At 59.9% G+C, this 21,683-nt stretch carries 19 protein-coding genes; 2 read left to right on the top strand and 17 right to left on the bottom strand.

Features of this window, described 5'->3' with window-relative positions:
* Position 1: 1 nt before the first annotated feature.
* Genes ACZ5ZH_RS08430 through ACZ5ZH_RS08440 form a run of 3 tightly spaced genes read right to left on the bottom strand, consistent with a single transcriptional unit; the run spans position 2 to position 2,099 of the window.
* Positions 2-589, bottom strand: a complete 588-nt coding sequence (locus tag ACZ5ZH_RS08430) for a thioredoxin fold domain-containing protein (RefSeq protein ID WP_464771199.1) — start codon at positions 587-589, stop codon at positions 2-4.
* Positions 589-1,080 carry a MauE/DoxX family redox-associated membrane protein gene (locus ACZ5ZH_RS08435; RefSeq protein ID WP_464775167.1) on the bottom strand — a complete coding sequence of 164 codons (492 nt, stop codon included), beginning with the start codon at positions 1,078-1,080 and terminating at the stop codon, positions 589-591. The genes ACZ5ZH_RS08430 and ACZ5ZH_RS08435 overlap by 1 nt, the downstream gene beginning before the upstream one ends.
* Positions 1,077-2,099 carry an amine dehydrogenase large subunit gene (locus ACZ5ZH_RS08440; RefSeq protein WP_464771201.1) on the bottom strand — a complete coding sequence of 341 codons (1,023 nt, stop codon included), beginning with the start codon at positions 2,097-2,099 and terminating at the stop codon, positions 1,077-1,079. Before ACZ5ZH_RS08440 ends, ACZ5ZH_RS08435 begins: the two co-directional genes overlap by 4 nt.
* Positions 2,100-2,397: 298 nt before the next feature.
* Between ACZ5ZH_RS08440 and ACZ5ZH_RS08445 the strand changes: the two genes are divergently transcribed.
* A complete protein-coding gene (locus ACZ5ZH_RS08445) occupies positions 2,398-3,081 on the top strand; it encodes a TetR/AcrR family transcriptional regulator (protein WP_464771202.1) in 684 nt (227 codons plus the stop codon).
* Between the two features lie 234 nt (positions 3,082-3,315).
* Here the strand turns inward: ACZ5ZH_RS08445 and ACZ5ZH_RS08450 are convergent, their stop codons facing one another.
* From ACZ5ZH_RS08450 to ACZ5ZH_RS08460, 3 genes are all read right to left on the bottom strand, one after another.
* Entirely contained in the window at positions 3,316-3,615 is a 300-nt protein-coding gene (locus ACZ5ZH_RS08450; RefSeq protein ID WP_464771203.1) for a CcdB family protein, read from the bottom strand.
* Positions 3,615-3,866 carry a type II toxin-antitoxin system CcdA family antitoxin gene (locus ACZ5ZH_RS08455; RefSeq protein ID WP_196224392.1) on the bottom strand — a complete coding sequence of 84 codons (252 nt, stop codon included), beginning with the start codon at positions 3,864-3,866 and terminating at the stop codon, positions 3,615-3,617. The genes ACZ5ZH_RS08450 and ACZ5ZH_RS08455 overlap by 1 nt, the downstream gene beginning before the upstream one ends.
* A 252-nt stretch (positions 3,867-4,118) precedes the next feature.
* Complete coding sequence (locus ACZ5ZH_RS08460) at positions 4,119-5,060, bottom strand: IS110 family RNA-guided transposase (RefSeq protein ID WP_464771013.1); 942 nt, start codon at positions 5,058-5,060, stop codon at positions 4,119-4,121.
* A 396-nt stretch (positions 5,061-5,456) separates the two neighbouring features.
* On the opposite strand from ACZ5ZH_RS08460, the gene ACZ5ZH_RS08465 reads away from it, so the two are divergent.
* The gene (locus tag ACZ5ZH_RS08465) at positions 5,457-6,026 is read left to right on the top strand and encodes a hypothetical protein (RefSeq protein WP_464771204.1); all 570 of its coding nucleotides are present in this window, start codon (positions 5,457-5,459) and stop codon (positions 6,024-6,026) included.
* Positions 6,027-6,113: 87 nt separating this feature from the next.
* Here the strand turns inward: ACZ5ZH_RS08465 and ACZ5ZH_RS08470 are convergent, their stop codons facing one another.
* From ACZ5ZH_RS08470 to ACZ5ZH_RS08520, 11 genes are all read right to left on the bottom strand, one after another.
* Positions 6,114-6,959: a hypothetical protein gene (locus tag ACZ5ZH_RS08470; RefSeq protein ID WP_464771205.1), complete on the bottom strand. Its 846-nt coding sequence runs from the start codon at positions 6,957-6,959 to the stop codon at positions 6,114-6,116.
* Between the two features lie 377 nt (positions 6,960-7,336).
* Positions 7,337-8,314: an LEM-3-like GIY-YIG domain-containing protein gene (locus tag ACZ5ZH_RS08475; RefSeq protein ID WP_464771206.1), complete on the bottom strand. Its 978-nt coding sequence runs from the start codon at positions 8,312-8,314 to the stop codon at positions 7,337-7,339.
* Between the two features lies 1 nt (position 8,315).
* The gene (locus ACZ5ZH_RS08480) at positions 8,316-12,026 is read right to left on the bottom strand and encodes an AAA family ATPase (RefSeq protein WP_464771207.1); all 3,711 of its coding nucleotides are present in this window, start codon (positions 12,024-12,026) and stop codon (positions 8,316-8,318) included.
* A complete protein-coding gene (locus tag ACZ5ZH_RS08485) occupies positions 12,023-13,249 on the bottom strand; it encodes a metallophosphoesterase family protein (protein ID WP_464771208.1) in 1,227 nt (408 codons plus the stop codon). Before ACZ5ZH_RS08485 ends, ACZ5ZH_RS08480 begins: the two co-directional genes overlap by 4 nt.
* Positions 13,250-13,563: 314 nt before the next feature.
* Positions 13,564-14,325, bottom strand: a complete 762-nt coding sequence (locus ACZ5ZH_RS08490; RefSeq protein ID WP_464771209.1) for a hypothetical protein — start codon at positions 14,323-14,325, stop codon at positions 13,564-13,566.
* Between the two features lie 75 nt (positions 14,326-14,400).
* Positions 14,401-15,297: a hypothetical protein gene (locus ACZ5ZH_RS08495; RefSeq protein ID WP_464771210.1), complete on the bottom strand. Its 897-nt coding sequence runs from the start codon at positions 15,295-15,297 to the stop codon at positions 14,401-14,403.
* Positions 15,298-15,336: 39 nt separating this feature from the next.
* Positions 15,337-16,287 carry a competence protein CoiA family protein gene (locus ACZ5ZH_RS08500; protein WP_464771211.1) on the bottom strand — a complete coding sequence of 317 codons (951 nt, stop codon included), beginning with the start codon at positions 16,285-16,287 and terminating at the stop codon, positions 15,337-15,339.
* Positions 16,288-16,289: 2 nt separating this feature from the next.
* Positions 16,290-17,591, bottom strand: coding sequence for an McrC family protein (locus ACZ5ZH_RS08505; protein WP_464771212.1), 1,302 nt, complete (start codon positions 17,589-17,591; stop codon positions 16,290-16,292).
* Positions 17,588-20,326 carry an McrB family protein gene (locus ACZ5ZH_RS08510; RefSeq protein ID WP_464771213.1) on the bottom strand — a complete coding sequence of 913 codons (2,739 nt, stop codon included), beginning with the start codon at positions 20,324-20,326 and terminating at the stop codon, positions 17,588-17,590. The genes ACZ5ZH_RS08505 and ACZ5ZH_RS08510 overlap by 4 nt, the downstream gene beginning before the upstream one ends.
* Entirely contained in the window at positions 20,323-21,249 is a 927-nt protein-coding gene (locus ACZ5ZH_RS08515; protein ID WP_464771214.1) for a TerB family tellurite resistance protein, read from the bottom strand. Before ACZ5ZH_RS08515 ends, ACZ5ZH_RS08510 begins: the two co-directional genes overlap by 4 nt.
* Positions 21,242-21,661: a hypothetical protein gene (locus tag ACZ5ZH_RS08520; protein WP_464771215.1), complete on the bottom strand. Its 420-nt coding sequence runs from the start codon at positions 21,659-21,661 to the stop codon at positions 21,242-21,244. Before ACZ5ZH_RS08520 ends, ACZ5ZH_RS08515 begins: the two co-directional genes overlap by 8 nt.
* Positions 21,662-21,683: the final 22 nt, after the last annotated feature.

Raw genomic sequence — 21,683 nt, forward strand, 5'->3', positions numbered from 1 at the left:
TTCAGGCCTCCTTCCGGCGGGCGAGGAAGTCCTGGATCGACGCGACGCCGCGTTCCTTTGCCTCGAACAGGCTTTCCAGATGCTCACGGCTGTTGATGAGGCCGAGCGAGGCGACCTTGCCATTTTCATCCAGCAGCACGGCATAAGGCAGCTTCGCGACGCCGAAGGCGCGGCCCAGAGCTTCGGAAAGAATGATCGGCAGGCCGACCAGCCCATGGTCGGACGCCATGGCGCGATAGGCGGGTTTAGCGCCATCCCCCGCGATCACCACATCGATCCAGTCCGCCTCGGCGCGCGCGGCGGAGCGCAGCACCGGCAGCAGCGACTTGCAGACCGGGCAGTCGGGTGAGGCGAAAAAGAGCAACTGGCTGCGCCCATCGCGTTTGCCGCCGACGCGCAATTTTGCGTCGTCGATGGTGATGAGGTCCATCGGCGTCGCCGTCTCGCCGATCTTCACGCCCTGATGCAGGGTGAGCGCGCCTGCGGGAGCGATCCGTTCGTGCAGGATGCCAACCTGTCGGGCGAGTGCCGCAATCAGCAGCGCTTGGGCAATCACCGCGGCCCAAAGCAATATCTGGGATGTTAGCATCAGTTCTTCCTCCAAACAGGCTGGGGAATGGCAAGGAGCTCGGCCGCACCGAACCAGAGCGCCAGGAAGCCGGCGGAGGCGAAGGGCGCATCGAGCGTGAAGGGGGCCTGGGGCAACAGGATCACAAATGCTGCGAGACCAGCGAGCAACGCCGGGCGGGCGATCTGGACCCAGCCGACCAGCTGCTCCCGGGCCACGAGGTCGCAACCGCAATCAAGCGACTGGCCCCGGCGGCGCAGCAGCAGCAGGGCATAGAGCGCCCAGAGCAGCAGTGCGATGATGGCGCCGACCGACCGCAATGGCCCAATCAGCAGACACAGGGAAGCGGTCGTTTCCGCAACGCCCCCCGCGATCAGCAGCAGCGGTCCAGCCGGTGCTGTGGCCCCCACAAGCCGCGCCGCCGCCGTCCCGAGGCGCTTGCGATCAATCGCCTTGTGCAGCGCCGACACGCCCAGCAGCATGGCGAGGAAAAGGGAAAGCGCAGCCATCATGGCACCGTGATGACGATGGGGTTGGCCGCGACCGTTGCGCCCAGGGTCCGCACGAAAGCACCGGTGGCAGCGTCATGCACATCGATCACGCCGTCCGCCCGCGCCACGATCAGTTGCGGCGCATCCTCACGCGTTACGGCAATGGCCAGCCCCTGCCCCTTGAGCGCGATACGGGAGAGGCGCATCTTCCTGACCGGATCGATGACCCAGACTTCGGTGCCGCCATCCTTGTGGCTGCCTTCCTTGCCGTTGGGGCTCATCAGTACATAGAGCAGCCCCTTGGCGTCCGAAGCGATGACCTGCCAGCCGCCCGGCCGCCATTGCGGGGCGCCGCCGTCCGCCTTGCCGACGCTGAAGGTGCCCGGAAGCGGCCTGGCAACGGGTCCGGACAGGTCGATGCCCTGGACCATGCCATAATAGCTGACGAACCAGGCGGTGCGGCCGACCATGGCGGGTGTGCCGAACAGCGGCTGCCGGTCAATATCCTGCACCCTGGCGACGCTGCTGGAGGAGGCCGCCTGCCCCTTTTCGTCCAGCGTCACGCTGAAGATCGATCCATCGGCGCACAGGCTGCTGAAGCCGCGCTGGCCGCTGGGATAGATTTGAGTACAGCCGGGCAGATCAATCTCCCCCAGCACCTTGCGCCCTTCCAGATCGACGACGGTGATCGACTGGGCCGGGGTGAAATTGGCGACCAGCGCCCATTTGCCGCCATTGGTGAACTGGAAAACGTTGGGATAGGTAACGGACAACTGGCGCTTGCCACCGGGCAGGACGATCTCACCCTTGGGTTGAAGCGTTTTCATATCCCATATGGTTATGGCGTCGGTTCGTTCCCCGCGCGTGAGACGGCTGTAGAATGTTTCTGCGGTGTAAATCTCGCCGCGATCCGGCGCTACCAGTTCATTGGCGAACTGGGCCGCGCGTACCAGCCCCTTAAGTGGCCGGTCCGCCGAGCGAGTATCGACCAGCGCCAGCTTGCCATCGAGGATAGAGGCGAAGTTGAGATCATGGATCAAGACCCAACTTTTCGGCCAATTAACAGGCAGTTGCGTGACACTGGGCAGTGTTTCTTCGGGCAAGGGCGCAGGAAATTTTGTGGTGTCGGCAGATGCTGACAAGGGCATTGCCGCGCCAAGCAGCAAGCTCAGACCAATGGACCGCATGTTCGTAATCTCCCGCTGCGGATCTCGTCCGCTTGAGGATGATTATGAATAAGCAGCAACAATTCTGTCAAGTGACCTAAATTTGTCGTTCGACATATTTATACGAACCTCTATAGTTCACCTGATTGAACGGAAAATAACGGATATTCAGATGGATGAAGCGGAAGGCCGGACCGCGGCCCTGATCATGGCGGAACGGGATGGCGGCTATTCTAAGGGGCACGAGACGCGCGAGCTTATCCTCCATACCGCCCTCAATATCCTGATTGAGGAGGGCTATCGCGCGATGAGCATGCGCCGAGTCGCGACCGACTGCGGCATCAAGTTCGGCAACCTGACCTATCATTATCGCAGCCGCGATGATCTGGTCCGCGAACTGCTGGAAGCGGTGATCCGTGGCTATGAGGTGGAGTTTGACCAAATCATCCATTTGCCGGGGCCGCCCGCCGAACGGCTGCAGCGCATCTGCCGGTTAATCCTGGAGGATATTCGCAGCAAGAAAACGACGCACCTTTTTCCAGAACTTTGGGCGCTGTCCAATCACGATAGTTTCGTGCTGGGCCGTGTGCAGGAATTGTACGAACGCGCCCGCGCGCCGCTGGCCGAAATAATAGGCGAGATGCGGCCAGATCTGTCTTTTGAGGACCGCAAGGCAATCGCTCTATTCATCTCTGCGTCGATGGAAGGACTGACGCCTTTTGGCGGCTACGAGAAACCATTCGAGCCGATCATGTCGACGCTGGAAGCTATTGCCATTCACTCGTTCGTTTCTCTGGTCGAAACTTACGATTGTGGAATGGCTGCTGAGCAACGATCACAGCCTTCTTCAGAATGACAGCCTTGGGGCATCATTACGAAGGCGACTCAGTGATCGGGCGAGAGGCCAGCTTTTCTGCCAATTTTGCGATCAAAGCGGGCGGCAACTTCACCTTCTCCCACGCCCTACCCAAACGCAGCGGAAATCCCGTTTGGGCCGCTTCCTATTGAAAGCATTTTGATAGGACGCGAAGTCCGAATGCGACCTGCGCTATACCTGCGGACCACCCCAATAATCGACCCGATTGCCCTTTCAAAATCCGGTAGTCAGCATGTCCAGCGCAGCACTAATAACGTCTTGTTCAGAAGCGAGGGATTGGACGGCATCCCCCAGTTCACGGGTCGGGACGCTCGCTGCAAACTGCGTCACCATTACCAGCCTTTCGCTTTCCACAGCCAAAATCGGGTTCAATCGCATAGCGGGTTTCGGAGCCTCGCTGATCGGCAACAGTGGGACCACAAAACGGGTGTTGAGATCGCTCAGAAGGTCTGCCTGACAATCGAGCACATACGAACCGCCCTGCTTCAATCGATACACATCAAACTTAGCCATTAGAACCGACGATGCTGACTCAAGGGCAGACCATGCTGTTCGACATAGCTGTTCGAGCTTTCTAACGCGGCGGCATTCTCCTCCTTCCAGAGGCGACCCCGCTCCATCGCAATCTGCTCAGCCAATCCAACCTCACAGGCGCGGGAAATATTGATGCCCAGCCGCTTTGCTTCAGCCACAAGCGCTATATCGAGCGACACATTGGTCGGCTTGCGAGCCTGCGTCGCCAAATCATACTCGCGCCTGCCCATTAGAGCCTCCTCATATTTATGCGCACATATATGCGCATTTCAAAAGAGGCCGTCAAACAATGTCAGATCGCGAAACATAGCCACTAGGAGCAGGCGCATGCGCCTTTATCGGCGAACCGACTGGACATGCGCGCATGCTACTCGGCCTCCAAATCTGGCGACCGAGTTCTAGTAGCCGGGGTTCCTACGCCCCACCCTCCAGCTTTCACGGAAGGCAGAGCTTTTCTGGCGGGATTAGAGTATCCGTGATGATCAAGCGCGTGATTGCTGCCAGAGGCGATCTGCTTTGAGCAGGGCATTGGCCGTGACGACGAGCTTTCGCATGACAGCAGTGATGGCGACCTTGGCTGGTTTGCCAGCGGCGACCATCTGCTGATATTTGGATTTGAGGTCGGGATTGAAGCGGGCGGCGATCAGCGCTGGCATGAAGAGGGCCTGCCGCACATTGGAGCGGCCGCCACGAATGAAGCTTTTCCCTTTCCATTGACCGGATTGGCGCGCGACAGGAGCAAGCCCAGCGAGCGACGCGGCTTCTTTGCCGTCAAGGGTGCCCAGTTCGGGCATGGTGACGATGAGTTGGTTGGCAGTCAGCGTTCCCAGGCCCGCGATACTGGTCAAGATTTGATGGCGGCGGGTTAATGCGGCATCGGCGGCGATGATGCTGGCGATCTGGGCGTCGAGCGCCTCGATATGTAGGTCAATTTGTTTGAGCCGCTGCTCGCACTGGCGCTTGAGCAATGTGATAGTGAGATTCTTCTTCCGGTTCTTGAGCGCGGTGCGATCGCGCACCAAGCCATCACGGGCATTGATGAGCTCAGCCAACTGAGCCTGCTGGGCGCTTCTTGCCGGTCGCACCGGAGGGCGCAGGGTAGCGGCCATGCGGGCAAGCAGCATGGCGTCAATGCGATCAGTCTTCGCCAGCGTACCGGTGGCCTGGGCAAAGCGCCGCGCGCGTTCGGGATTGAGCTTCACGCACGGCCAATCGGCCAGCGCCACCTCAAGCGCGCGGTGGTATGTTCCAGTGGCCTCGTACGCGATCCGTTCGACCTGCCATTGTCGCAGCCAGGCGATCAGGGTTTTGTGGCCTTTGGCCGTGTTGGCGAATTGGCGCTCTGCGCCGGCGGGATAGGCATGGCAATCGAGGCTCGCTTTGGAGATGTCGATGCCGATCGTCTGTGGTAGATTGTCGCTCATCTTTTCCGCTGTCCCATGCTTGTCATCCGGGCCTTGCAGCCCCGGTATCCGTTCGGGCCTGATGGAAAAGAAAGGGGCGATCCCACTCTAACCCGATCCCTCAACGATCGGCAGTTTCGCGATCCGTCCCCTTCCGCCCGTTCCGGGGTGGCCACCCCGGAACGGGCATCGCATCATGACCCAAACGGACGGCAAAGTCATAAGACAAGCAGCTTCGCAATAGGCGATTGAATCCGCCTGTTCAGATAAGTTACCCTCACTCGCGCGTTATTTATTCTCGCCATTCGTGTTTGCGCCGCGATTTTTTCTCGCAAATTTTCTCTGCCAGTATTTTCTTCTCGCTTGGAATCATCCTCGGAAGGCGACAATCTGCTTTCAGAACCAAGGAGGTCGCCAATGACTGAACAGAGAAAGACGCGTGGTCGCCCGCAAGGAAGTGAGAAGGACGATAGCCAAATACTGGCCAAAATCGCTGATCTGCTTCACGCTTCGCCTGACATGAAGGCAACAACCGCGATGCGCCAGCTTCATCGCGACGCAAGCGAGGCCGACATCAGGCGTTGGCAGGCAAAATGGAAAGCCCGCAAGGTTGCCATGTTGAACGAGGCTACCGCGCGTGTGGAGGAGCGGCACCGGCAAGATCAAGCGCGCCACACAGCACACCGCCAAGGGTTGGGTGCCGTTCGGTCTGTGATATCCGGAATGCACCCAAACCCTCTCACTGAAAGGCTGGCACGGGCAGCGGAACTTAGCCCGACATTAAAAGCGCTCGCAGATTATCAAAATAGTCCGACGATGAAAGCCATTCATGAACTGGTGGATAGTCCGGTTATGAAGGCTATTCGCGCAGCAGAAAACAACCCTGCGATGCGCCTCGCTCGTGAAATCGAGAACAGCCCAGGCCTTCGCTTTGCGCGAGAGCAGCAAGAGATGATCGACCGCTTGCACAAGTGGCTTAATCTCTGATCAAGGTTTGAACCAACACCGCCAGATTTTAGGGAGAAAATGCCGAAAATTTCACTCATCTACCACAGTTACGAAACTATCAAATATTCAGAAAATTATTTCTTTAACGCGAGAGTCAACTCTTGGAGAATATTTATCTAAGTACGCTTCCGCCTCTGCGGTAACGTTTCCTTCCTCACGGCATGAATTTGCATGAAGTACAACTTCACTCCTGATAATTTCCAGCTTGTTCTTATCCTCATCGGGAAGAGGCGTTTCATTAATTAGTTTAGCGGTGATCGCCGCCATATCGTCCAACCGGCCGTCATTCATGACGTCGCGCGTCGTCGTAAATGGCATTTCAAGAGCATGCTCTGCGGCCAAAAGTTCAGCGTAGATTTTATCTCCGGCCTCAATGGGTTTATTACTGACGTGCTTCTGCACAGCTGCTCGTGCCTGCTCTCGATGCTCACGCAGCCGCTCCGAAACAGAGTGCTCGTAAATCCTAAACAAATCCAATGAGATAATGTGAAAGAACGGCTTCTTCAGATCGGTAATGACGGACTCTGATATATCCAGCGAGGCAAGATGTTTGTCGAAAGAAGAAACCATATCCCGCTTTTCAGACCAACCCATATGGGCAAGTCGCCCTGCAAGCGCTATTTGGCGATAAAGAAGCTTTGACGATACGCGAGCGCTTGCTCGGACTTGGTTCAACAACTGGTCCGCCTGATCTATTCTCTGAACAAATTTGGCCTCCAAGGTGAACACCTTCAGGCTTTCGATAATAGGCAGATGCTTAAAGATGATCATCGCCAACATAAATGCCCCGGCAACGGCTGCCGTGGTACTTCTATCAAGCCACAATGAATATGCAGATAGGATGAAGGTTATGCTGATCGCCACCCACGTCGCAAGGCCCACCGCCGCCTTCTTCGCAGCCTGCAATTGCATCTATCTTCCCCAAACTAAATCCGCCCAAAGGCTAAGATAGCCATCGATGGAGTTATCGCCATGAGAAAGTGGTGGGCACGGCGATTGAGGAGCATTCTCCATCAGTCCCGTCGAATCATAAGCCCAAATTGCCTCCGACAGGGAACCCACGACGGACCCATCTCAAAGCGCTTCTGGTAGGGAAAACTCGACCCATAAGGCCAAAGCTATGGTGCCCCACAGACGACAAAGATGGGCACTCAAATCATTGGGAAATTTCCGTTTGTCGAGCTTAGCTTCGCGTTTTCGAAGTTGCTCGTGCTCCCATCCCGCAACCTATCTGCGTTTGGAACCAGACCGGCTGTGGGATGGGCAGACCTAGACAAGATCGAGAGAATTTAAGCCGCCGCCTTCGCCTCGTTAGTCAACCCACGATCGGCAAGGCGCGCCAATGCCTTTCCGATATGATCTGCCATGATGTCCGTACGGTCGATCGGAATCCCTTTCGGAAATCCACCCATTCGGGTCTTATAATCATGGATGCGGGCGTACCCGTTTGCTGCGCCGTTCTTCTTGTCAAAAGGCACTGCTATCTCCCGGATCGCCCTATCGAAGGCGGCCACATGTTGACGTCCCTTAGGATTAATGCCGATAACAACCGTCTTCCCGGTAAGCTGTAACTTCAGCGTCATATCCATACAGCTAGAAAAGCCAGATATCGTGAGTATCGGATCCTGGGGGCGGCTGATATCGGGCTCTCCAATGTTCAGCCCTCCTAACTCGGGCCGCTCCAGTAACTCCATACGGATCGCCTCAAGTTTCTCTACGATACCGTGCCGCGCAATCTGTTCTTTTTGATTTTTGGTGTATGAGCCATCGTGAAGATGCAGTACGCGCGGAACGTCCACGCTAGGTAGTAAAGAAAAGGCAGGAGCATACTTCTCCTCACCTGCACGGATGAAGGCATGCCGATGGCCGTGAACCCTGTTTGCGAGCTTACTAAAACCGTACACCCACTTGATGAGAGTCGACTCGACAGCAAAGGCTTCTTCTTCAGTTTCGAAGCGACCGATGACAACACGGATGGCGTCTTGGTGACCAGCGCTTTTGATTGCGTCGATCGTCCTTCCTTTAGCGCTCTCCTCAGCCTCTGTGTGTTGCCAGACCCGCTGGCCTTTACCCTTGCCGACGTAGAATGCCGCTCCATTCCGAGGATCGCGCAGTTCGTAGACATAATAAGGAAGCAGCGCTGCCGCTTCTGCGCCGATGATCCCGTTTGATCCTTCCATTAACTGTGCTCCCTTTGCTGTGAGTTCGTCATGGATAGCAGGCGTTAAGATTGCCCTTATCAGGGTGGATCGCGGCGAAGGAAGCATGCTACTCCGCCAATACTTCGACAACGCTACGGCCGCGCGCAATGGGAGTCACGGCAATCTTCACCGGGATGCGCTCCTTCACTTCCTCTATATGGCTGATGACGCCAACCCGCCTTCCAGTGGCGTGCAACTTCTCCAGCATCGCGATCGCAGCCCCCAAACTCGCGCTGTCGAGCGCGCCGAACCCTTCGTCAATGAACAGGCTCTCAATCTGGAGGCCTTGACCAGTGGACATCTCGGAAAGGCCAAGGGCGAGTGCAAGGCTGACCAGGAAGCGCTCTCCACCTGATAGGTTGTGAAGGCCGCGAACTTCACCGGCCAAGTCATGGTCTATCACTTGGACGAGCATATCGCCACCAGTGCCCCGCTGGAGTTCATAGCGGGGTTTCAATTCTGCCAGGCGGGCATTCGCATGGCTGAGCAGGCGATCGAGTGTGAGTCCTTGTGCGAACCGACGAAACTTATTGCCAGTGGCGTCGCCGATTAGCGCGTCGAGCCGAAGCCAGACCTGCGCTTCGGCTTGTCGATCCGCATGCTCGGCCCGCAAGGCGGCAGTGGCGGCGCGAGCGGCGTCGTCTTGGCGGATCACCAGCGCCGCTTCACCATCAATCTCACGAGCCTGCGCCTGCTCGGCTTCGGCGTTCGCCAACGCAACGGCAAGCGCATCCGGGAGCAGATCTGGCACATCGGTCGCAATATGCGAAGCGCGATCCTGCGCTCGGGCAGCTTGCTCGGCTTCGGCACGGGTGACGGCTTCGTCGAGAAGTTCAAGAGCCTTCTGCTCGGCGGCAAGCGAGCCCTTCTCGGAGTGCGCCTCAGCCGCGACGGCTTCCGAAGTGAGGCCCATCCCGTCGAGTCTCGCCGAAAGTTCGGACAATCGGCGGCCCGCCTCTATCTCGTCGGCGCTCTGTGTTTCGCGCCGAGACTGGAGCGAGGCCTCCGCTGCGGCGTACGCCGCGTGTGCGCTGCTCGCGGTCGTGCGCGCCGCTTCGCTCGTGGTCGCTGCGATCCGGAGTGCTTCGTCCAGCCGTCTAGAAACCACAGCGGTTGCCTCACCGCCGAGCAGGGACGCCCTTTGATCAGTGAGGTACTGGTGCCGCTCACCGAACTTGGCGACGCTCCCTTCCGCCTGGTCGCGCGCCGCACGGATCTGGGTTCGCGCGAGATCGGCGGCGTGAACAGCTTGAATGAGCTCCGGCATTGCCGCAGCGGCCACCTTGTGCTCCGCCTCATGCGTCCGCCACTCCCGCACCAACTTTGCGAGGTTCTCCTGCGGATCGCGCGCGCCCGCCCAATCGAAATGCAGGGAAAGCTCAGCATCGAGCGCAGCTCCGAGCCGGTCGCGGCGCTCCGACAGTTCGGCGAGGCGGCGGGCGAGATCCGCCTCGCGGGACATGGCATCGCGCTCGGCCTCAAGTGCGGCGAGGCGCACTGCGTCTTCGTGATCGCGAGCGGTGCGATGCCGCTCGGCTTCGGCACGGGCATCCTCGAAGGCCTGCCGAGCACCCTCGAGCGTCGTCCGATGCGCATCGGCTTCCGTCAGGCGCTGCGCCAGCGTCGCGCGGATTTCAGCCAAATCAACGCAAAGGCCAAGATCCGCTGCCGCCGCGGCAGCTTCCAGCGCAGCTTGAGCCGTCGTTCGCTCGGTCTGTGTCCCAGTCAGCGCCATGCCGATTCGCTGCGCCTGCGCCTCAAGCACAGCGATCCGCTGCCCGGTCGCGGCTTCCCGATCGGCGAGAACCGCCATGCGTTGCTCTCGCTTCCGCACTTCCTCGTCAAGCGCCTCAACCCGCGCGAGATCGTCAGCGACGCGCCCTTCGATCAAGGCGGTAACGGCATCAACCTCATGTTCGTGCGACCCGCAGACCGGGCACGGCTCACCAGGCAGCAGCGTCGCGCGCAACCGCGCGGCAGCCTCATCGGCGGCCGCTTCGGAGAGCGCGCTGCTGCGCTGCGCTTCATCAAGACGGGCGCGGAACTGCGGCAGATCGGCGTCTATCTTACCCGCTTCCGAACGGTCGCGCCCCAGTGCCTCCGTTTCCCGTTCGCGATCCAAGGCGATCTGAGCTGCTTCGCTTTCAAGCTGTGTCACGCGCGCGCCGTGATTCTCAACTGCGTCCAGCTTAGGCTCGACTGCCGCTAACGCATCTCGACGGCGCGTCGCCGCCTCAAGCGCCTGTGGGGGCGGCATGGTCGTTTGAGCCTGCTCGAGCTGTGCCTGGGCTGCGGCATGGGCCCCGGCCGCTGCGGCAGAGGTGCGCTCGGCTTCGGCGCGAGCCTTGCTGCAGTCGACGACCTCTGTAGCGACGACCTTCGCGCCCATCGACGCACGCAGAGCTTGTTCGGTCAGTGCCGCATGCTCGGCCAAGTCGGATATCAGCGCCTCGTCTCGAAGCGCAAGCACGCGGCGCACCTCGTTCGCCGCGATCCATTCTCCGAGTGCGGCAAGCTCCGCCTCACCATCGCGACGCTGCTGTTCGGCTGCCTCCCAATCACTCTCGGCCCGGTCGAGGTCCGCGGTTAGCGCGTCCCTCGCCACCTGAAGCGGCGCCAGCTCCGCCACGAGGCTATCGATCTCGCCATCGAGTGCGCGTGCTTGCTCAAGCACAGGACGTGTGAAATCGAGTGCGGCCTCTGCGCGGCGAAGAGCATCGCTTGCCTCCTGCTCAGCGGCGGCAAGTCGTTCCGCTTCAGCTTGCGCGTGATGCAGTTCCGCTTCAAGTTTCGTCACGTGCTCGGCGCCGCGGGCGGCCTTAGCCTTGGCGTCCTCAGCCGCCTTCCATTCGGCGACGAAAGCTGTTGCCATCCGCCGACGCAGCAGCGCTTCACGCCGCGGGTCGGCTTCGGCCTGCGTGGCCCGTGCCGTCTCGAGCGCTGCTTGCGCCGCCGCGACACGTTCAGCGAGTCCTGCCGCGGTAGCGTGCCACTGGCGCTCGCGCTCGAAGCGGGCGCGCGCTTCTCCCGCTGACGCAAGCGCCGCTCGCGCCTCGGTGAGTTTCCTCTCGGCATCGGCGCGCGCAACATCATCAAGCCCGCGCTGATCGGCGATGCGCTGCTCGATCTGGGCAAGCCCGACGCGGAGCCCGTCGGCCTTACGCTTCGCCGCGACTCCGAGCTGGGCATAAATGCCGGTGCCAGTGAGCTTCTCAAGCAAGGCGGCGCGATCATTGGCATCGGCGCGGACGAAAGCATCGAACTCACCCTGCGCGAGCATCACTGCGCGCGTGAACTGTTCTGCCGTGAGCCCGACACGATCGCGGATTGCCTCCAGTGTCTCGGTACGGGTGCCACCGATCCGGTCACCCGCATCGAGATTGCTGAACTCCTGACCGATGTTCTGGAGCGCGCCATCTGCTTTCCCGCGAGCCCTCCGCACCGTCCAGCGTGCTCGGTAGCGGACCTGATCGCGCCCGATGAAATCAACTTCGGCATAGCCCTCGCCGGCACGGTGTCGCAATACGGCTCGCTGATCGCTCGCGGAGATTGCTTCGCCTCCTTCAGCACCGACTTGACCGCCGGTAGCATATGCCAGCCGTGGAAGCCGGTTAAACAGCGCTAGGCACATCGCATCAAGCAGAGTGGACTTGCCGGCGCCCGTCGGGCCGGTGATCGCAAAGATGCCTGCCGACTCCAGCGGCTCAGCGGTAAAATCGACTGCGAAATCGCCTTCGAGGCTGGCGAGATTACGACCGCGTATCGCCAATATTCTCATGCTACGTCCTCAGACTGAACTTCAATCAGCAGCTGTTCGAACGCCTTGGCGAGATCGGGTTCGGGTTCCCCGCCATGCCGCAGGCGGTGGAGTTCGGTGAACACCTGCCCGTGATCGAGCTCAGCGAGAGCCTCTGTCCGCGCCTCAATACCTCCTCCCGCACCTCCGCCATCGGGGTAGACGGGCTGAACGCGGGTGAGGCGCACCGGCTTGTCGGCGAGGGCAGCAGCCACGCGGGCGGCAATTCCATGCTCAGGACGGTTCAGCAGCACCGACACCTCGACGAACGGCTGCGCGCCGTGAGTAATAGGCACACCGAAGTCGAAACCAGCGAGCAGCGCCTCGACCTCGTCGATCGACTCTGCGCCGCTCTCGGGCAGCGTCAGAAAAGGCGCGAATCTCGGGATCGGCACTTCCTCGACGTGCGCGCCTTCGGGCGCAAGATCGACCACTGCGAGCGAATGCTTGTAGCCGCGCTCACTCGCCGACATCGGGAAAGGCGAGCCGGCATAGCGGATCATTGTCGAACCCTTGACGTTTTGCGGGCGGTGGAGATGACCGAGCGCGACATAGGCGGCACGGGCATCGAAAAGGTTCGCGGCTTGCGCCTCCTCGCCGCCGATCACGATCCGCCGCTCGGAATCAGAGGAGACGTCACCTCCCGCGACGTGAAGATGACCGGTCAACACCAGCGGCAGACCAGCGCAGCGTACTCCAGCGGCCGCCAGCACCTCGCCGTATAGGGAGGTAAGGTCGCCCTGCCCCAAATCGCCCGGACGGCAATAGGGCACCGCCGCTACCCACGCTGCGGTGGTGCCGTCATTCCCAAACAGCGGCACCAGTAATCGGTCAAAATCGAGTACGCGCTCAATCCGCGGAAGACAGCCGACGAGGTGCACACGGCCACGCCCGAGCAAGGCACCTGGCAGGTTAATCCGCGCTGCTGAATCATGATTGCCCCCGATCACAACGATCTGGAGGCCCGCGCAGGCCGACGTTGCTTCGCGCAAAAAGCGATAGAAGCGCTCCATCGCTGGCACCGATGGATTGGCAACGTCAAATACGTCACCGGTGACAACCAAAGCGTCAGCTTCGCGCCGGTCAAGTTCACCGATCAGCCAAGTGAAGAAGGCGTCATGCTCCTCCGCGCGGTCATGGCCGTGGAGTTCGTGACCGATATGCCAGTCGGAACTATGGATGATTCGAATGGGGCGTGTAGTCATGAGGCGTGCTGTACCGGGAAAATACGACAAATTCGGTCGTGAATTACACTCAAATGATTAGCTGTTCGGCTCATGGTTCTGTCTTGCATAGGAAAATAGTCTCGGAAGAATTCCCGGTGGGCGCCAACGTTGGCCTACGCACATATAGTCAAACCCGGCGAAATAATGTGGGAGAAGCGTTCATCCGCTCCGCGCATCCAACTTCGCAGTGTTTCGGATAGAGCACAGTTAGCTTGCCGCACCGGTAGAGGCTGCCATAGGCTATCATCTGATGCACATCAGTTTGCGACACGCCGACCTTGCAATACCATCCCTCACCAGTTCATCGCTTCCCGAATGTAATTGGCGGCATAGGCGATGCCGGTATCGTCGTACTTCAACACAGATGCCCCCTTCCCACTCAAATGCGGAATTATCGCGAGAGGCACGATGCCGCTGGTCGTGAAATACAGCCCTTTCCTGGTGCCGCTGCCACCGTTCCACCAGTGTCGCTCCCCCAATTCCGTTCCCCCAACTATCGCCAAAAAGTCCGAAGCAAAACCAATGCCAGCACCGATGATCAGCCTCGGCCGGCATTTTTGCACCCATTGCCGCACAGCGCCAAAGGAAGCCTCCCTAACGCGGGAATAATATTCAGCTTTGCTGATACAACCTGTGCGGGCGGCTACATAGGAATCCCATGTTTCAACGTCACGAAACTGCTCTGGGTATACGTTTCCTTTCAGGTAACCTGAACAATCACTTTCAAAAATGTGCTCACGCCTTGCAAAACCCTCCCAATTTTCAACGGGTTCGTGATTTAAAACTGCCAGGAACTTGAAGGCATTCCTGTTATAAACCCATTTCCGGCCAAGTTGAAATTCGACTGAATATCGCTCTTCCCCCGGGAAGGTTATACCATTTGTTTTATAAGCCTGATCAGATTGGGGATTGCCGGGTTCTATACCTAGGAGCCAGACCGATGGACTTTCAGGAGATCCCATGTCCCCTTCGCACGAATTGGGGAATATGAACGGATCTCTCAAACTGTCCCAGTAAGAGAGAATTTCGTCCGACATCTCGATAACCTCTTGCATTACCCCACCTACGATCCCTGTGTACTACATATCGGACGTCACCGACCCACGAAGTAAACGCCGATTGGACTCAAACTATCGCTTCTTTGGCATCAAACTCACGATCAACGAGAAATCTTTCTCGCTCCGGCAGTATTCCAGCGGCCGAGAACCGCCAAGTCGAGGATGAGCGGCTTTCAGAAATAAGTCGGAGAATTCTTGGTTGGGGAACACAGCTTTTGCGGCGGATTCCAGCCGATCATGGAATTCAGCCAATTCGCGTTCCGCCGCAATTCTGCGGCGGCGCGCCTCGCCCTCCCGATTCAACGGATACTGCACGCGCTGCAAATTCTCATCACTTTGGCCAGCAAAGTCGAGATTGCTGGTTTCGCAACCTGTGATGCTTTGCGCCAGCCAGCCAGTCGCCTCCTCTTGTAGAACTTCTCGCGCCCGCGTGCGTACCCAACTCATTCGCTCGAGCTTCGCCTGCTCCAACGCGGCAGCTTTCTTGGCATCTTCTGCGGCAATCAGATCAACGTTGCGTTGGCGGATAGTCTCCAACGGCAAATCACATAGATCATCGACCACCGTTGGCATATAACCCGATACCATCATTTGCAGCCCGGCAAGCCGCGACATTAATTCCCGATAATCATCGCCGCCAACCTCGGCGAGTTGCGTGGCATTCATTCCGCGGATGCGGTAGCTTTCAGCCCATGACCGATAGTCGGCCTCGTCGTCTTCAACTTTGGCGGCACGCAGAAGCCGCGTCACCGTTCCGCGCAATTCACAACGTCGGTGAAGCAGGCGTTGAAGACCGAGATCGACGAAAAACTGCTGCTCTTGGCGGTTCCAGAATACCGCTAGGCCCATAGTTGAAAGCGTCGCAAAATAACTCCACACCGCGTTGTGGGGGCTGCTATAGTTCTCCTGACTGAATCCGGCCTCGTTCAGGCGCTTGAGCGGATAATTTGCAAGATCGGTGCGGATCATCCATTCCGGCAACCGCGAAGACAGATCGTGATAATTTGGCTAATCGCCTTTTATCTCGAGACTTTTCCCGCCTGGCGAGTAAGTCTCGCTTGGCCTAATCACATGAAAAAACAATGCCTGCGCCTGCCAGATCCGGTCGGACACGGTAAACCAGTGTCCGCCATCGGCTTCGATGGCGATCAGCGCCTCAAGGCCAGCCCGGCGAATCGCCGCCATCGCTTCGTCTGTCCAATCCTCGGGCGGTTTGCCACGTCGTGCGCGCAAGATATGGCCCTTGAGTCTCGCGCCGCGCTCGGTTTTCTTCGCGGCAACGGCCGTATCGAGTCTCCGTTTTGCCGCCGCTTCCTTTCGGTGATGGATCCAGCTTCGCGGAGCGCGGTGCAAGATCGCTGCATCCAGTTCGGAACCGTCCATTTGCCCGGTTTTTAGTCCTGACAGGTCGATCTCGACCATCGAGATATCGCGATCCCTCACCTTCCCGCGCTTTTCTGCACCGACCTCATGATGGACGAGAAACTCGACTGCTAGCTCATGCTCGTTGATACGAACAAGCGCATCAGGCTGAAACGTATCAAGGCTATATTCGGGGAACACTTCGTCGAAGCTATAGGTGCCGGCTGAGAAGACCAATTCCTCGATCCCTTCCTCTCGCAAGATCAGGCTCGGTAAGGTTAGCGTCTTACTCGCAGCGAGAATTTCTTTCGCGTAGCGATGAAGGGTGGTTTCCCCTGTGCATTGAGAATCAGGTCGATGCGCGAAATGTTGCCGTTTGTTTCGCGGTTTCCGGAGCGTTAGCGCTTCTTCGCAGTCAAGGCACCGAAACGGCCCATGCTCAACGCCGACAACCGCCGATACGTGTCGCGCTATGCCATCACCACAACGGGCGAAAGGCACCTTGAGATATGCTTTACTCATCGGTTGAGGCTGGATGGTTGCTGCAGCACATGGACGGCGCGCCAGACGCAACAAAGTCGGGTTAATAAGGTCCACGATCAAGCGCCCCGCAGTTCGGGATCCGACAGGCAGGCACGAGCTAATCTTCCCCGGATATCACCAGCGCGAGCGACATCGACCGAGAAGAGTTCAAGCTGATCCTGGCTGGAATTGACGGCATACTTGCCGATCAGACCCTCATCGCATTCGGCTTCGCGGTGGTGCGGATAGATCAAGGTTAGCTTGCCACATTGATAGAGGCGTCCATACGCCATCATCTGATAGACATCGGCTTGTGACACGCCCCGCTTAGAGTCGTCGATTCGCGCCACGATCCGTTTCCACTTGGTATCGATCACCTGCAACACGACATCGCCGCGCTTGATGAGGATATCCGGCCGGGTCTGAAAGACCTGCCGCTGGTCTTCGGTTTCGAGGCAATAGAGCCGACCGCCCTGGCTGACGACGCGAACATCGGTATCGGCCAGCGCCCGCTTGAGCATGCGGGCGACATATTCCTCGAACAGCGTGTTCATCTCGAACAGCAGGGAGAAGCCGTCGCCGCCTCCGGCGGACGTGGTCTGGAAGCGTTCGCCTAGCAGCAGGCGCGCCAAGTTTAGCAATTCGCGCCAGCGCCCATTGGTGCGATCGAGCACGACATCGTCCCAACGTAGCGCCGACACCGGCACTTCGGCGATATCGGCATAGGCGAAGGCTAGTTCGCGCAGGCGGCGCTGATTGTCGGTGGTGCGCGCTATGCGGGAGAGCCGCATGACCGCGGCCTTCATGATGCGGTTGAGCGCGATATCCGGTGTCAGCGCATCATAGCGGCACGCCAGGCGCGACGGCTCCACCGCCAGCGTCGTGAACTGGCGCGTGACGTCCAGCCGCCCGCGCAACGCCGGAAGATCGTCGGCATGCTCAACATAACGGCGCGGCATCCCCTGTCGCACGGCATCGACCAGCTTCTCCGAGAAGAGGCGGATCAGGATTTCCAGCAGCGTCTCGCGCTGCCAGTCGAGCGCGGTGACCTGCCCCGCATCGATCTTCAAGTCGAGCGCGACGGCAAGCATGTGGACTAGGCGGCGACGAATGCTGCCCGTAGCGCGATCTCTATCCTCGCCGGGAATGTCAATCTTGGGCAGGATTTCGAGCGCCGCGCCTCCGGCGGCGATGACGCCGACGACACCACGGGCGCGAAGAGCGTTGCGACCATGTTCGAGGATACCGCCGCCGCCACGACCGGCCAGGGGCGATGCCGCCGCGACCGCCGCGATCCGGTCGGCGGCGTGAGGCGGGATTTCGTCCGCCGCATCACCGTAGCGGATGCTCTCCCATTCAAGGATCGTACGGCGGATCACGCCGACGCGAAGCCAGCGTAGGAGAAGGCGTCGCGCACGCTCCAGCGATAGCGTGGTGCGGCATCCTCATCGTCGCCCAGGCCCTTGGGCGCTTTCAATCGGCGACGGTCGATGAAGCCGCCCTCGCGGTCCCCTTCGCCGTCATCGCCGTCCCCCAGCACGGCGGCGACCTTCGCCCAATCCTCGTAGAAATATTCGGCGAGTAGCGGGATCACTTTGTGCCGCATGACCTCGTCCACGTCGGCCCGCGTCGCGCAGCGGATGAAATAAGCGTGGCCGATCTGATGTTCGCGATCGAAGAGATATTCGATCCGCTCGTTGATGGTCGCGAGCAGCGCGGCAACGTCGATGCTATCGATCGTCCCCAGCAACGACGCATTCGGCATCAACTCGCGGAACTCGAACCGCCGCCGTAGCGCAGTGTCGAGCAGCGCGATCGAACGGTCGGCGGTGTTCATGGTGCCGATGATGTGCAGGTTGGCCGGCACACCGAACCGCGCATTGCTGTACGGCAGGGTAAGCCGCATGCCTTCGTCCATGCCGAGCCGCTTGTCCGGCTCGATCAGCGTGATGAGCTCGCCGAACACCTTCGAGATGTTCGCGCGGTTGATCTCGTCGATGACGATGACATGCTCCTCCGCACTGAGCTCGGCCGCCTCCGCCATTTGCCGCAGGATGCCGGACTGCGCCTTCAAGGTGAAGCCGACTCCGTCGGCGAGCGGTTGTGGGCGCAGGCCTTCAACGAAATCCTCATAGGCATAGTTCTGGTGGAAGGTGACGAAGCCGATCTGCCCCTGACCCTTCAATTCCTCGTAAGCCTGGCGCAGTTCCTGCCGCCGCTCGGCGTCATTCAGCAGCGGATCGTCCTCGGCGAGCCCCCGGCACAGCCGCACCGCCTCGGCGATCGTGCGGTAGGTCTTGCCGGTGCCCGGCGGGCCATAGAGGATCAGGTTGAGCGGCGAGCGCTTGACCGGATCCACCGGCGTATCCTCATCGGCGGTGAGGCGCCCCCACTTCTGAAGGAACCAATCATAATCCTGGGCTTCGCCGTGGAAAGCGAAGCGGATCAAGCGCTCGGCCATCTCGTTGGTCGGATACACTTCCCAGATCGTCGGCTGGTAGGTGTAGTGATACCATTCCCGCGGCGCCGAGGTCGGCTCCCAAGCGACCGAAATGCGTTCGCCATCGCCATCGTTCGACGTGATCGTGCCTGTGGCCTTGATCGACATCACCGAGGCGGGGCGACCACGATTGTCGAACGGCAGGCCGTTCTTGCGGACATAGGTCGCCTTGATCGCGATACGCTCGCCGGGCTGCATGCGCAGCACCTGCTCGCGATGCCGGTCGCTGGGGCTGTCGATTTCCCAAATGCCCTCGGCGATGAAGCGATCGAACTGGTCGCTCGTGCGACCGAAGGAGGCGCCGACGAACCAGTATGGGCCTTCCTGCAGGATTTCGGCCGGGACGTCGGTCGCTTGCACTTCCATCAGCGGAGCCTCTTCTTCGCCTTCCCATTTGTCCTCGAGTGCGACCCACACGAAGCCTTGGACGTCAAACAGATCGGTCGGATTCCAGCCGATCTCAGTGCCGAACAGTGCGAACAGGGCGCGCATGATCTGTAGGAACTCGTCGAGGTCCGTGGGCGTGAAATCTGCATGGGCGAACAGCTTGCGACCGAACAGCCGCTGGCCCATCGCCTCGATCCGGCTGATCTTGAACCAGCTCGCGGCTTCGGGATGAACAGTGCCGACGACGCTGATCGTGATCGCCAGAACCTCGCCGCGGCGAAGCCCGGCAATGCCATCGGCCTTCAGCTGCTCAAGCGCCTTGGCACCATCGGCGATTGTGGCGAGCGGATCGTCCTCGCTCCGCGCCATGCGGCCGACCGTTTCGTAGAACCGATCCCGCAGGCCGGCATCGGCTTTCTGAACCTCGTCCAACGTCCGCCAGCTGAGCGGGGCGCCCTGACCCTCGACGCTGAGCGCCCGGTATATCTGCTCGCCGGCCACGCGATCATCGGCGGAAGACGTCGCGATCGACCGAACCTTCTCGATCACCTTGTCCTTGTATTGGCGTTCGGTCGCCCAATAGTCGCCGTCCTGCCGACGGAAATCCACGAACCCCACCATCCGCGACAGGAAGGTGTCGCGGAGCACTTTGAACGCCGGCCAGTCGATGACGACAAACCCGAGAGCGTCGAGCGCGGTCTTGCACTGGCCGCCACCGGGAAGCGCTTCGCTCCCGATATGGCCCAACGCATCACGAACGATCACCTTGCTGGGGTAGCGCTTTCCGCGATGGAGCAGCCAGAATTTCGCCGGGTTGCCCAGCCCCTCGTGACTGGCGATGAACGCCTCGACCGAACCGGCGGCGTCACACCGTTCGATGGTGGCGAGGATGTCCTGCGCAGTAAGGCCAAGCGCGGCACCATTCTGTTGGAGTGCTGCGGAATCAACGAAACGCTGATAGAAATTCAGTGTCGCGCGGAAATGGGCGAGGCTGTCATAGAGATTGCCATCGACCTCGAACCGCGACGGATTCTCCCGTTTCGCTCTTTCATCGGCCTTCGAATATTGCAGCGCCATGCGCAGCGTTGCCAGCGTCAATCCGTCCGGCAGATTGTCGAGATAGCCATAGGCTTTTTCTATCCGGCGCACGTCCGTCATCAACGTGCTGATCGTCGTCTTCGAATATCCCTCGGCTTCCAGCCACGCCTTGAACTCGGCTTCCCTCACCCTTCGCTCTCCTCTTGCACCTTCGCGCTCTTGGCGAGCGGGTTGATGCTTTTCACGTCGATCATACCAACCTTTCGCGCCAGCCCGCCGAGCGTTTTCGTCGCGGACGACCAAGTCCGCGCCGCTCCACCTTGCATCTGCTCGAACACCCCGGGAAACGCTTGCGCCATCGCGGCAGCCACGGCGTCGATCGCCAAATCCTCGCGCTCGTCAAGAACGCCGTCGGCCAAGGCGATTTCGCGAAGGAACTCGACCAGGCTCGCCGCCATGGCGGGTGCGTTGCAATCCGGATTGTCATGCTGGAACTTGGCGAGCTGGCGCGCCAGATCTTTGATCGACGCCTTGGCGAGATTGGCGCGAAGCACGGTCAACGCCTGCTCCACATAAGCGCGCTCAAGCCCCCAATCCGACACGAAGTGATCGATGATCGCCTCGATCTCGCTGGCATCGATCTGGCCATCGATGTTCGCGATCCGAATGGCGAGCGACCCCATCAGATCCAGCAGCGTCGCTCCGAGGACGTCGATCGGCGTGTTGATGAACTTCGGAATCGTTTCGACGCGCGATCCTTCGAAGCGTCCGAAAAGATGCGTGACGCCATAATAGGCGCCGGCAGAGCCCAATGCCGCTGCGATGACCCAGCCGATGGGCGTCACCGCCGTCCCGAACCCCAGCAAGGCAGTCAGGCCCTTGGGCGCGAAGAACGTCGTCGCCACGATGCGCGAGGAGGCGACGGCGGCTCCGGTGCCGCCCCAGCTTCCGACATCCCACAGCTTCAGCAGATTTTTTTTCAGCCGCAGCGAGGTGTATGCATCCTCGCCGATGCCGAGCCGCAGCTTGAAGCGGACAGGATCCGCAACCACCCGCTCGACATGCGAAAAGCCCGCCTTGAGAGAGACGTCGTCCGCGCCCGTTTCAACCATTACGTGTTGCCGACGCGAAGTGCCGCTCGAGATCCGCGACACGCGCACGAAGCGGGGCATCCTTGAGATCGGCGATTGCGCCAGCGACCAACCCGAAGGCGAGCAGCAACGGCGATAGCAATGGCCCGAGGATCAGCCCAAGGAGGGGGATCGAGGTGATCAGGGACGACACAACCATTGCCACGATCACACCGAACGTCGTATTTGGAAAACGCCGCACGAGGCCGAAGATGAACGCCAGTATCTGACGGCCCGCCGCGATCACGCGGCCACCGACCTCAATGACGACATCAAGGAGATCGTTGAGGAGTGCCTTGGCATCCGCCGAAATCGACAATCGTTCGATCTGATCACGCAGCACTCGCTTCGATGGCGCCGGCTCGAGCGTGAGCATGTTCAATTCGTTTTCCATGAATTCCCCTTTCCCCAGAAGG

The sequence above is a fragment of the Sphingobium sp. TomMM7A genome (genome assembly GCF_055397305.1).